This is a genomic window from Agromyces mediolanus (genome assembly GCF_023715325.1).
Taxonomy (GTDB): Bacteria; Actinomycetota; Actinomycetes; order Actinomycetales; family Microbacteriaceae; genus Agromyces; species Agromyces mediolanus_A.
In genome coordinates, this window is the sequence record NZ_JAMBNX010000011.1 from 1 (window position 1) to 12067 (window position 12067).

Consider the following 12067-nt stretch of genomic DNA (forward strand, 5'->3'; position numbering starts at 1 on the left):
GACGTCGTCGGCGGGCTGCTGGAAGATCGCCTCGTGCAGCTGCGGGTCGAACGGGTCGCCGACCGCGCCGAAGCGCACCAGCCCGAGCCGCTCGGTGACCTGCCGGAGCTTCGCGGCGATCGTGCCGAAGGCGGTGTCGCCCTCGAGGTCGCCGTGCTTCTCGGCCCGGTCGAGGTCGTCGAGCACGGGCAGCAGCGCGGCCACCGTCTGCCCGACGGCCCGGTCGCGCTCGAGCTCGCGGTTCTGCTCGGTGCGCTTGCGGTAGTTGGCGTACTCGGCGGTCACTCGCTTGAGATCGGCGAGGTGCTCGTCGTTCGGCTCCGCCACCTCGGCCTGCGCCGCGTTCAGGATGTCGTCGACGGTCAGCTCGGCCTCGTCGGCGGATGCCGCGGCGTCGGCCGCGGCATCCGTCTCGCTCGAAGGCTCGCGAACCGCACCGGTCTCGGGGTCGATCTTCCGCTTGTCGCGGATGACCGGCTCTTCGGGGTTCTGGTTCTCGTCGGCCATGGTTACTTCGCCTGTCCCGTCGACGGGTCTTCGTCGTCGACGACCTCGGCGTCGACCACGTCCTCATCGGACGCCTGGTCGGATGCCTGGCCGCTGGCGCCCTGGTCTTCACCAGCACCGGCGGATGCCTCGGACTGCTGCTGGGCGTAGATCGCCTCGCCGAGCTTGCCCTGCGACTGCGAGAGCTTCTCGAACGCGGTCTTCACCGCGTCATCGTCGTCGCCGGCGAGCGCCGACTTCAGCGCGTCGACATCGCCCTGGACCTCGGTCTTGACGTCGTCGGGGAGCTTGTCCTCGTTGTCCTTGATCAGCTTCTCGACCGAGTAAGCGAGCTGCTCGGCCTGGTTGCGCTGCTCGGCGGACTCGCGGCGCTTCTTGTCTTCGGCGGCGTGCTCCTCGGCCTCGCGCACCATGCGGTCGATGTCGTCCTTCGAGAGCGACGAGCCGCCCGTGATGGTCATCGACTGCTCCTTGCCCGTGCCCTTGTCCTTGGCGGACACGTGCACGATGCCGTTCGCGTCGATGTCGAAGGTGACCTCGATCTGCGGGATGCCGCGGGGCGCGGGCGCGATGCCGGTCAGCTCGAAGGTGCCGAGCGCCTTGTTGTCGCGCGTGAAGTCGCGCTCGCCCTGGAAGACCTGGATCGCGACCGACGGCTGGTTGTCGTCGGCGGTCGTGAAGGTCTCGCTGCGCTTGGTCGGGATGGCGGTGTTGCGCTCGATGAGCTTCGTCATCATGCCGCCCTTGGTCTCGATGCCGAGGCTGAGGGGGGTGACGTCGATGAGCAGGACGTCCTTGCGCTCGCCCTTCAGCACACCGGCCTGCAGCGCGGCGCCGACGGCGACGACCTCGTCGGGGTTCACCCCCTTGTTCGGGTCCTTGCCGGTCTCCTGCTTCACGAGCTCCGAGACGGCGGGCATGCGCGTCGAACCGCCGACGAGCACGACGTGGGCGATGTCGGAGACCTTGATGCCGGCCTCCTTGATGACGTCCTCGAAGGGCTTCTTCGTGCGGTCGAGCAGGTCGCTCGTCATGTTCTCGAACTGGGCGCGGGTGAGCGTCTCGTCGAGGTTCGCCGGCCCGTTCTCGGTGAGCGAGAGGTAGGGGAGCTGGATGCTCGTCGACATGCTCGACGAGAGCTCCTTCTTGGCCTGCTCGGCGGCCTCCTTGAGGCGCTGCTTCGCGATCTTGTCGTTCGAGACGTCGACGCCGGTCGACTCCTTGAAGCGCTTGATGAGCCACTCGACGACGCGCTCGTCCCAGTCGTCGCCGCCGAGGCGGTTGTCGCCGGCGGTCGCGCGGACCTGGATGGTCGAGAAGTCCTCGTCCTTGCCGACCTCGAGGAGGGACACGTCGAAGGTGCCGCCACCGAGGTCGAAGACGAGGATGAGCTCGTCTTCCTTGCCCTTGTCGAGGCCGTAGGCGAGCGCCGCCGCGGTCGGCTCGTTGATGATGCGCAGCACGTTGAGGCCCGCGATCTCACCGGCCTCCTTGGTGGCCTGACGCTCGGCGTCGTTGAAGTACGCCGGGACGGTGATGACCGCGTCGGTCACGGTGTCGCCGAGGTACTGCTCGGCGTCGCGCTTGAGCTTCTGCAGGATGCGCGCCGAGATCTCCTGCGGCGTGTACTGCTTGCCGTCGATCTCCTGCGTCTTCCAGTCGGTGCCCATGTGGCGCTTCACCGACGAGATGGTGCGGTCGACGTTGGTGACGGCCTGGCGCTTGGCGGTCTCGCCGACGAGCACCTCGCCGTCCTTCGTGAACGCGACCACCGAGGGGGTGGTGCGGAAACCTTCGGCGTTCGCGATGACGGTGGGCTCGCCACCCTCGAGGACGCTGACCACGGAGTTCGTGGTGCCGAGGTCGATTCCAACTGCTCGTGACATGTGTTTCTCTCCTTCTGCTGACCGGTGTCGGGCGGCGCGGGTGCGCCTGATCGAGACCCCGGTTCAGCGCGCGGCTCGGCCGTGCTGGCCCGCAGCCGAAGTCTCTGTCATCTCTGACGGCCATTTCTGGCCCCGTCAAGACTTGAGTCCTAACGGCTCAAGTGTCGCAAATCGAGATGAACACGTCAAGTCGATTCGGTGAAACTTGAGTACAGTTGACTCAACTTCGAGAGCCTGCGTGGTATTCCCACGCTTGGAGGAATTCGCGGGCGGTGGGATCAGTGCTCCGACCAGACCCCCAGCTCGTTGCCGCTCGGGTCGGCGAAGTGCAGCCGGCGGCCACCGGGGAACTCGTACGGACCCTGGACCACGCGGCCCCCGGCCTCGACGATCGCCTCGGCGGCACCGTCGAGATCGTCGCTGTAGAGGAGCACGAGCGGGCCGCCCGCGGTGACCTCGTCGACCAGGATCAGCCCACCGGCCTCGTCGCCGTCGCGTTCGGCGGCGGTGCGGATGCCGGCGTACTGCGGACCGTAGGGCGTGAACTCCCACCCGAAGGCGGCAGCGTAGAACGCCTGCGCGGCGGGCAGATCGGTGACCGGGATCTCGACGTAGTCGATCGTGCGCGGGATGCCGTGGGTGTGTGACGTCATGGGGCGAGTCTTGCGCTCACCCCCGACATGACCGGGCGCCGTCGCATTGACACCGCGGATGCCCCGGCCTATGGTTGCCGAGGCCCTCGGGCCCACCCCTGGCCCCACGCCGATTCCGGCACCGGGCCGCCCGATCGAAGGCAGGTGATGCGAAATGTCCGGTGATAGTAGCCGCGCCACCGCCTCGCCCCTTCGAGTCGGCCTCCCGCGGCACTGACCGTCCTCCTCCCCGAGCTCCGCGCCAGCACGCCGAGCCTCTGAGGCGGGACGCAGATCCGCCCGAGGCATCCGTCCCTCGCCGGTCCGAGCGGTGGCTCCAGCGCGCCCGCTGCGCGCTGCCCCGCGACGCCGTGGCGCGGCGCACGATCGACCCAGACGAGGTGAGACGAATGATGACCCTGATCGACAACGGCGTGTACGTGGACGGCCTCCGCACCGCCAGCCCCGAGAACCTGCTGCAGACGACCGAGGTGATGCGCTCCGGCGGCGGCATGGCCTGGATCGGCCTGTACCGGCCGAGCCCCGAGGAGGTGCGCTCGGTGGCCGAGCAGTTCGACCTGCATCCCCTCGCCGTGGAGGACGCGCTGACCGGCCACCAGCGCTCCAAGCTCGAGCGCTACGGCGACACCCTCTTCGTCGTGCTGCGCCCGGCGCGCTACGTCGACGAGCACGAGGAGGTCGAGTTCGGCGAACTGCACGTGTTCGTCGGGCCCGACTTCGTCGTCACGATCCGGCACGCCGAGGCGCCCGACCTCCGCCGGGTGCGGCGGCGGCTCGAGGCCTCCCCCGAGCTGCTCTCGATGGGCCCCGAGGCGGTGCTCTACGCCGTGCTCGACGAGGTCGTCGACGAGTACGGCCCGGTCGTCGCCGGGCTCGAGAACGACATCGACGAGATCGAGGACCAGTTGTTCTCCGGCGTCGAGGGCGTGTCCCGGCGGATCTACGAGCTCGCCCGCGAGGTGCTCGACTTCCAGCGCGCCGCGCAGCCGCTCGTCGGCATGCTGGAGGGACTCGCCCGCGGATCCGACAAGTACGGGGTCGACCTCGAGCTGCGCCGTTCCTTGCGCGACGTGCTCGACCACGCCCTGCGGATCGTGGAGCGGGCCGGGGCGTTCCGAGCCATCCTGGACAACGCCCTGCAGGTCGAGGCGACGCTCGTCGCGCAGCGGCAGAACGAGGAGATGCGCCGGATGACGGAGCTGAACCTCGCCCAGAACGAGGAGATCAAGAAGATCTCCTCCTGGGCGGCGATCCTCTTCGCGCCGACCCTGATCGGCACCGTGTACGGCATGAACTTCGACGTCATGCCCGAGCTGCAGTGGAGCTTCGGCTACCCCTTCGCCCTGCTGCTCATGGTCGGCATGAGCGCCGTGCTGTACGGCGTGTTCAAGCTCCGCCGCTGGCTCTGACCACTGGTTCGCTGAGCTTGTCGAAGCGAGCTCGTCGAAGCGTGTCGAAGCGAGCTCCACACGCTTCGACAGGCTCAGCGAACCAGGGCGACAGGCTCAGCGAACCAGGGCGACGAGCTCAGCGAACCAGGGCATGGAAGGTCAGGCGGCGGGGCGGCCGTAGGCCTCGAGCAGGCGCAGCCAGACCTCGCTCACCGTCGGGTAGGCGGGCACCGCGTGCCAGAGCCGATCGATCGGCACCTCGCCGACGATCGCGATCGTCGCGGCCTGCAGGAGCTCGGCGACGTCCTGCCCGACGAAGGTGGCACCGACGACCACGCCGCGATCCTCGTCGACGATCATGCGGGCCGTGCCCCGGTACCCGTCGGCGAGCAGCGAGGCGCCGGCGACCCAGCCCAACTCGTAGTCGAGCACGCGGGTACGCACCCCGGCCTCCTCGGCGGCGGCCGCCGTGAGCCCGACGGCGGCGACCTCCGGCTCGGAGAAGACCACCTGCGGCACGGCGTGGTGGTCGGCGGTCGCGACGTGCGCGCCCCAGGGGGCCTCGGATGCCTCGTCGCCGCGCGCCCGCGCCGCGATCGCGTCGCCCGCGGCCCGAGCCTGGTACTTGCCCTGGTGGGTGAGCAGCGCCCGATGGTTCACGTCGCCGACGGCGTAGAGCCAGTCGTGGCCGGGCACCCGGAGCGTGTCGTCGACGTCGAGCCAGGCGCCCGGTTCGAGGCCGATCGTCTCGAGTCCGAGCTCGCGCGTGCGCGGCGTACGGCCCGTCGCGACGAGCACCTCGTCGGCGACGACCGTCTCGCCGGTCGACAGCTCGATGCGCACCTCGCCGCCCGAGGCATCCGCGGCGTCCGCCGCCCCGTCCCGCTCGACCCGCACCGGCGACGCCCCCGTGATGACCCGCGCGCCCTGCGCGGCCAGCCCCTCACCGACGAGCTCGCCCGCGAAGGGCTCGAACTCGCGCAGCAGCCCGCTGCGGGCGATGACGGTCACCTCGGTGCCGAACGAGGCGTAGGCGGCGGCCATCTCGACGCCGACGACGCCGCCGCCGATGACCGCGAGCCGCCGCGGCGCCTGCTCGGTGCTCGTGGCCTCCCGGCTCGCCCACGGACGGGCCTCGGCGAGTCCCTCGATGCGCGGGATGAGCGGATCGGAGCCGGTCGCGACGACCACCGCGACGCGGGCCACGAGCTCGACGGCGGCGCCATCGGGCGTGTCCACGACGACGCGGCGCTCGCCGTCGAGCCGGCCGTGCCCCCGGACCAGCTGGATGCCGGCACCGTCGAGCCATTCGACCTGGCCGCTGTCGTTCCAGTGCTTCACGACGTCGTCGCGGTGCGCGAAGAGCGCCTCGACGTCGAGCTGCCCGGTGACGGCCTCGGCCGCACCCGGCACCCGGCGGGCCGCATTGATCGCGGCCCCGGCGCGGAGCAGCGCCTTCGACGGCATGCACGCCCAGTACGAGCATTCCCCGCCGACGAGCTCGTGCTCGACGATGACGGCGCTGAGCCCGCCCTGAACGGCCCGATCGGCGACGTTCTCGCCCACCGGCCCGCCGCCGATCACGATGAGGTCGAATTCCTGCTGCATGCTGCTCCCCTCGTCGGCGCCGCCAGGCGCGGCACTCCTCCCATCGTCGTCGCGCCCGCCTGGGAACACCACCCTCCCCGGCCAGCTGCCCGGCGGACACCGCGGCGGACTACGATGCGCCCATGCCGATGACGCGCACCGCCTCGCCCGATCGCCGCGTCGTGCACCTCGTCGAGCGGCTCGACGACGCCGCCAGCGCGCACCCGCCGGCTGCGCTGCGCCTCCCGCGGCGGCTCGGCACGCCGGGTCGCATCGCCTTCGCCGCGGCGAACCTCGTCGCGACCCTGGTGGCCGCGGGCGGCATCGTGCTGCTCTGGCGTGAGGAGACCCCCGGCTGGTGGTTCAGCCTGCTGTTCACCCTGCTGCTCGGCGCGCTGGCCCTCGCGCTGTGGCTCCTGCTCATCGGCTCGATCGGCGCGGCGCGCGAGGACCGCGAGGCGCAGACGGCCTGGAGCGCTGTCCGTGAGCGGGCGACCGCGACGGCCGGCCGGATCGCCGCCCGCCGCACCGAGCTCGCCGAGGAGGGCACCCCGACCTCCTTCGAACTCGATGTCGAGCTCGAAGGAGGCGAACGGGTCACCGCCGAGTGGCGGCTCGAGCGCGCGGCGCAGCGGCTGCTGCAGTCGCAGGTTCCGGGGATCGGCGCGCCGGTGCGGGTGTGGCGGGCGGCGGGGATGCCGCAGGCGCCTGTCGTCGTCGAGGTCGCCGATCCGAGCGTGGTGGGCTGAGGGCTCGCACCGATCACCCCACCCGGGTGAGCTCTTCGAGCATGCCAGGTTCGCGCCAGTGCCGGCTCGGGATGCTGTCCCGCAGCCGCCGGGTGTAGTCCTCGGCGGGGGCGTCGAGCACTGCACCGGTCTCGCCCTGCTCGACGAGCCGGCCGTGGTGCAGGACCACGACATCGTCGGTGAGTTGGCGCACGACCGCGAGGTCGTGCGAGATCAGCAGGTAGGCGGTGCCGAGCTCGTCGCGGAGCTCGGCGAGCAGGTTCAGGATCTGCGCCTGGATCGAGATGTCGAGCGCGGCGACCGCCTCGTCGAGGATGATCAGCCGCGGCTCGACGGCGAGCGCCCTCGCGATCGCCACGCGCTGGCGCTGCCCGCCCGAGAGGCCGACCGGGCTCCGGTCGAGCTGGCCTGGCGTGAGTCCCACCAGGTCGCCGAGCTCGCTGGCGCGCGCCGCGAAATCGCCGCCGCGCGGCGGGTGCAGCCGCAGCACCTCGACGAGGCAGGAGCGCACGGTCTGCCTGGGGTCGAGGGAGCCGTACGGGTCCTGGTAGACCATCTGCACGAGCTTCGCCCGGCGCAGCCGTTCGGCCCGGGAGCGCGGCTTCGAGCTGAGGTCCTGGCCGTGCACCAGCACCCGACCGCTCGTCGGCTGGTCGAGGCCCATGATGATCCGGGCGAGGGTCGACTTGCCGGAGCCGGACTCCCCGACGATGCCGAGGTCGCGGCCGGCATGCATGGTGAAGGAGACCCCGTCGACGGCGACGGTGCGCCGGCCGCGCCGGCTGAAGACGCGGGTGACGTCCTCGACGACGACGGCAGGCGTCTCGCCCGGCTGCTCGGCGCTCATCGCGCTCCTCCTTCTGGCGCGGACGCCTCCGACGCGGATGCCTCGCCGGCGTGCTCGGCGCCGACCGCGGGCGTGCTGAGGAACGCCTCACGGTCGGCCGCCGTGATCGTGGGCAGCCGGGGCATCCGCTCCTCGATGCTCGGCCGCGAGCGCAACAGGGCCAGGGTGTACGGATGCCTCGCTCCGCCGTGCAGCTCGTCAGCGGGCAACTGCTCGACGATGCGTCCGCGATACATGACGCAGATGCGGTCGCAGAGCGCGCCGGCGAGCTCGAGGTCGTGGGTGATGAAGATCGTGCCGAGTCCGCGCTCGCGGGTCGCGACGCGCAGGATCGCCGCGATCTCGGCCTGCCGGGTCACGTCGAGCGCGGTGGTCGCCTCGTCGGCGAGCATCAGCCGTGGGTCGGTCGAGAGCGCCGCCGCGATCACCGCCCGCTGCAGCATTCCGCCCGAGAGCTGGTGCGGGTACTCGGCGAGACGCTGCGCGGGCTCGGCGATGCCGACCTCCCCGAGCAGCTGCTCGGCGCGCGCGTAGGCCGCGGCCCGAGGCATCCGCTTCGTCGTGCGCAGCGCCTCGGTGACGTACTCGCCGACGGTGGTGACCGGATTCACCGAGGCGCGCGGATCCTGGAACACCATGCCGAGCTCCTCCGCCCGGAACCGGGCGAGCTCGCGCTGGCGGAAGGCGAGCACGTCGCGCCCGTCGAAGCGGATGCTGCCGCTCACCCGCGCCGAGGCCGGCAGCAACCGGGCGACGGCGTTCACGGCGGTCGACTTGCCCGACCCGGACTCGCCGATGAAGCCGACGATCTCGCCCGGCGCGACGGTGAAGCTCACGCCGTCGAGGGCGCGCACCCACTCGGTGCCGTCGAAGAGCTCGACGGCGAGGTCCTCGACCTCCAGCAGCGCAGTCATCGACCCTCCCGGTTCAGGCTGACCCGATCGGCGAGCCGGTCGCCGATGAGCGAGACGGCGGCCACGACGATCACGATGGCGAGGCCGGCGAAGGTGGCCTCCTCCCAGTACCCCTGCAGCACCCCGCGCTGGCCCTCGGAGATCATGAGGCCCCAGTCGGCATCGGGCGGCTGCACCCCGAGCCCGAGGAACGACAGCGCCGCGAGATCGACCATGGCGTAGCCGAAGGAGATCGTCGACTGGGCGAGCACGGTCGGCATCACGGCGGGCAGCAGGTGACGACCCGCGATCCTCGTCCGCGACTGCCCGACGGTGACGAGCGCACTGAGGTACGGCAGCGACATCTCGCCGACCGCGACGCTGCGAACGATCCGCGCGATGAAGGGGATGTACGCGATCGCGAGGGCGAGCACCGCGGTCGTGAAGCCCGGGCCGAGCACGGAGACCGCGAGGATCGCGAGCAGCAGGCCCGGGAACGCGAAGCCGATGTCGAAGATGCGGCTCAGGATGCGGTCGACCCAGCCGCCCGAGATCGCGGCCACGAGCGCCAGCACCGTGCCGACGACCGCGGCGACGAGCACTACGACCGCCGGGCCGAGGAGGCTCGTGCGCGCCCCGTAGAGCAGCCGGCTCAGGATGTCCCGGCCGGAGCCGTCCGTGCCGAGCAGCGCCCAGGGCTCCATCGGGCGGTAGGTGAGGCCGAAGTCGACCTCGTTCGGGTCGTACGGGGCGATCACCGGCGCGAGCAGCGCGGCGAGCACCGCGAGCCCGACGACGACGGTCGCGACGATGCCGGGGACGCCGAAGCCGCGCGTGCGGCGCTTCGCGCGACGGCGCATCCGCAGCGCCTCGAAGACGACGGTGGTCATGCGGCGATCCCCTGACGCTCGCGCACCCGCGGGTCGATGACGACCTGGATGACGTCGACGATGAGCACGACGATGACGACGGCGGTGATGAGCAGCAGGCAGATCGCCTGCACCACGCCGAAGTCCTTCTTCGCGACGGCCTCGGTCAGGAGCGCGCCGATGCCGTCGAGGGCGAAGGCCCGCTCGACGACGACCGATCCGACGATGAGGCTCGTCAGGGTGAGACCCACCACGGTCGCGACGGGCGTGAGCCCGTTGCGGAGGATGTGCCGCCCGATGACCGTGCTGCGCGGGATCCCGCGTGCGACCGCCGCCTTCACCTGATCGCGGGCCGCCTCCTCGCGGAGCGCCGCCCGCGTCACCCGGATGACATAGGAGCCGGAGGCGAGGGTGAGCGCGATCACGGGCAGGGTCAGATGGTAGAGCCGGTCGAAGAAGCCGTCACCCGGACCGAACGCCGGGAACCAGCCGAGGCCGACGGCGAACACCGAGATGAGCGTCGAGGCCGCCACGAAGGAGGGGATCGCGACGCCGATCGAGGTGCCGGCGAGGATCACGTCGCTGAGCGCCCGGCGGGACAGCGCCGCCACGATGCCGAGCCCGACGCCGATGACCACGATGACCACGAGCGCGTACGCGATGAGCATCGTCGTGGTCGCCAGGCGCGGCCCGAGCAGCGACAGCACGTCGTCGCGGTACGTGATGGAGCGGCCGAGGTCGCCCGAGAGCACGTCGCCCAGCCACGCGACCCAGCGCACGAGGAAGGGGTCGTCGAGGTGGTACTGCTCGCGGAGCGCCGCGATCGCCTCGTCGCTCAGCGTGCGGTTGCCGATCAGGTAGCTGAGCGGATCGCCGGGCGCCAGGTACAGGGCGCCGAAGATCAGGAACGAGGACACGAGGAGGGTCGCCAGTCCCTCGAGCACACGGATGGCGATGAAGCGGGGCAAGACGACGACCCTCCTCGGTCGGGTTCGGACGGGGCTCGGCGCTACTTGGCGCCGATGCCCGCCGCCCACGGGTAGTAGAGGAACGCGAGCGAGGCCGTCGCGCCCGAGATGCGGTCGTTCAGGTAGAGCCGCATGCCCGGGTTCACCAGGTTGATGAGCCCCATGGAGTCGACGAGTCCGGCCTGCGCGGCCACGAGCGACTCCGCGCGGGCGGTGTCGTCGAGCTCGCCGAAGGCGGCGGCCACGTTGTCGGTGACGCTCGGCTCGTCGAGCAGCCCGTAGTTGTAGGCGCTCAGCGGGGTGAACTCGCTCAGGGACACGATCGGGTCGGCGACGCCGGCGCCGTACTCGTTCACGATGAAGGCGTCGTACTCGGCGCGGGCGGCCGCGTCGAAGTAGAGCGCGTTGAAGCTCGTGATGGGCAGCGTCTGCGTCTTCACCTCGACGCCGATGGCCTTGCCGGCCGCGGCCAGCAGCTCGGCGGCCTTGTTGTCGGCCTCGGTCTCGGCGGGCAGCGCGACGGTGATGCTCTGGCCGGCGAGACCGCCGTCGTCGACGAGCTTCTTCGCGGCATCCACGTCCTGCGCGACCGAGGGCAGCTCGGCGGCGCCCTGCTCCCAGACGTCCTTCGCATAGCCCCAGGCGCCCGGCTGGATCGGGGTCAGCGACGGCGCGGCGGTGCCGCGGAAGACCGTGTCGGCGAGCGCCTGGCGGTCGTAGGCGAGGCTCAGCGCGCGGCGGAGGTCGGCGTTCTGGAACGGCCCGTCCTTCTCGGTCGGGCGCACGGCCATCCAGTCGGTGCTCTCACCCAGGTAGAAGCTGCCCGAGTCGGAGTTCATGAGCGGCTCGGTCGCCGAGAGCGGCACCCGGTAGGTGCCGTCGATGTCACCGGAGAGGAGGCTCGACGCGATCGTCGACTCGTCGGTGACGAAGGTCAGCGTGGCGGAGTCGGCGAGCGCGGCGCGGTCGTCGTTCCAGTAGTCGGCGTAGCGCGACATCGTGATGTTCGTGCCGGGCTTCCAGCCGTCGAACTGGAACGGCCCGGTGCACATGATGCCGCCGGACGCGGTGCCGTAGGCTTCGCCGGCCTGCTCGACGTACGCCTTGGAGCCGACGACGCCGGCCGCGGTCGCGAGCATCCGCTCGAACAGTGCGTCGGGCTCGGTGAAGGTGATGGTGACCTGGAGTTCACCGGTCTGCTCGATCGAGGCGACCCGGTCGTAGAAGGGCACCCCCCAGTACGAGCCGGCCGCGTCGTCGAGGTTGCGGGAGAGGCTGAAGACCACGTCCTCGGCGGTGAGCGGGCTGCCGTCCCAGAAGGTGACGCCCGAGCGGATGGTGAGCACCATCGTCGTGTCGTCGGGGCGGTCGACCTTCTCGGCGAGGCCGGGCTCGAGCCCGAAGTCGGGCGTCTGCAGCATGAGGCTCTCGCACATGTTGGCGAGGGTGGTGTTCTCCGAGTCGCTGTAGGCGTAGATCCAGTCGAGCGAGGCGGGCTCGCCGCTCGTCAGGTTCCACGTGAAGGAGTCGATGGGGCCGGAGGCGGCGGGGGTCGTGGTGATCCACTCGAGCTCGGCACCGGCCGAGCCGCCGCCGGCGCTCGGGCTGGGTCGCTCGGCCGAGCAGGCGGCGAGGACGACGGCGAGCGGGACGACGAGCGCCGCCGCGGCGACGCGGTACGGGGTGCGGGACATATCAGGACTCCTTCGGGGGTGCG

General features: G+C 71.2%; 11 protein-coding genes. 2 read left to right on the forward strand and 9 right to left on the reverse strand.

The annotated features are described in order from the left end of the window. The 3 genes from M3147_RS16560 to M3147_RS16570 form a co-directional block, all read right to left on the reverse strand. On the reverse strand, nucleotides 1–507 hold a 507-nt coding region (locus tag M3147_RS16560), incomplete at its 3' end, for a nucleotide exchange factor GrpE (protein ID WP_251204528.1). Nucleotides 508–509: 2 nt separating this feature from the next. Further along, nucleotides 510–2393 carry a molecular chaperone DnaK gene (gene dnaK / locus M3147_RS16565; RefSeq protein ID WP_251204529.1) on the reverse strand — a complete coding sequence of 628 codons (1884 nt, stop codon included), beginning with the start codon at nucleotides 2391–2393 and terminating at the stop codon, nucleotides 510–512. Between the two features lie 278 nt (nucleotides 2394–2671). Continuing rightward, nucleotides 2672–3046: a VOC family protein gene (locus tag M3147_RS16570; protein WP_251204530.1), complete on the reverse strand. Its 375-nt coding sequence runs from the start codon at nucleotides 3044–3046 to the stop codon at nucleotides 2672–2674. A gap of 392 nt (nucleotides 3047–3438) precedes the next feature. Here M3147_RS16570 and M3147_RS16575 point away from each other — a divergent pair, with 392 nt between their 5' ends. Further along, complete coding sequence (locus M3147_RS16575; RefSeq protein ID WP_251204636.1) at nucleotides 3439–4455, forward strand: magnesium and cobalt transport protein CorA; 1017 nt, start codon at nucleotides 3439–3441, stop codon at nucleotides 4453–4455. 141 nt (nucleotides 4456–4596) lie between these two features. Here M3147_RS16575 and M3147_RS16580 read toward each other — a convergent pair whose 3' ends face one another. Next, nucleotides 4597–6045, reverse strand: a complete 1449-nt coding sequence (locus M3147_RS16580) for a dihydrolipoyl dehydrogenase family protein (protein ID WP_251204531.1) — start codon at nucleotides 6043–6045, stop codon at nucleotides 4597–4599. Nucleotides 6046–6167: 122 nt separating this feature from the next. Here M3147_RS16580 and M3147_RS16585 point away from each other — a divergent pair, with 122 nt between their 5' ends. Next, nucleotides 6168–6773: a hypothetical protein gene (locus M3147_RS16585; RefSeq protein WP_251204532.1), complete on the forward strand. Its 606-nt coding sequence runs from the start codon at nucleotides 6168–6170 to the stop codon at nucleotides 6771–6773. Nucleotides 6774–6786: 13 nt separating this feature from the next. Here M3147_RS16585 and M3147_RS16590 read toward each other — a convergent pair whose 3' ends face one another. The 5 genes from M3147_RS16590 to M3147_RS16610 are packed head-to-tail and all read right to left on the reverse strand — an operon-like array spanning nucleotide 6787 to nucleotide 12044. Then, complete coding sequence (locus M3147_RS16590; RefSeq protein ID WP_251204533.1) at nucleotides 6787–7620, reverse strand: ABC transporter ATP-binding protein; 834 nt, start codon at nucleotides 7618–7620, stop codon at nucleotides 6787–6789. Continuing rightward, on the reverse strand, nucleotides 7617–8534 hold the full coding sequence (locus tag M3147_RS16595) for an ABC transporter ATP-binding protein (protein ID WP_251204534.1): 918 nt from the start codon (nucleotides 8532–8534) through the stop codon (nucleotides 7617–7619). Before M3147_RS16595 ends, M3147_RS16590 begins: the two co-directional genes overlap by 4 nt. Then, nucleotides 8531–9403 (reverse strand): ABC transporter permease, encoded by an 873-nt coding sequence (locus tag M3147_RS16600; RefSeq protein ID WP_251204535.1) that lies wholly within the window; start codon nucleotides 9401–9403, stop codon nucleotides 8531–8533. Before M3147_RS16600 ends, M3147_RS16595 begins: the two co-directional genes overlap by 4 nt. After that, nucleotides 9400–10350: an ABC transporter permease gene (locus M3147_RS16605; protein ID WP_251204536.1), complete on the reverse strand. Its 951-nt coding sequence runs from the start codon at nucleotides 10348–10350 to the stop codon at nucleotides 9400–9402. The genes M3147_RS16600 and M3147_RS16605 overlap by 4 nt, the downstream gene beginning before the upstream one ends. Nucleotides 10351–10391: 41 nt before the next feature. Then, nucleotides 10392–12044 carry an ABC transporter substrate-binding protein gene (locus M3147_RS16610; RefSeq protein WP_251204537.1) on the reverse strand — a complete coding sequence of 551 codons (1653 nt, stop codon included), beginning with the start codon at nucleotides 12042–12044 and terminating at the stop codon, nucleotides 10392–10394. Nucleotides 12045–12067 lie beyond the last annotated feature (23 nt).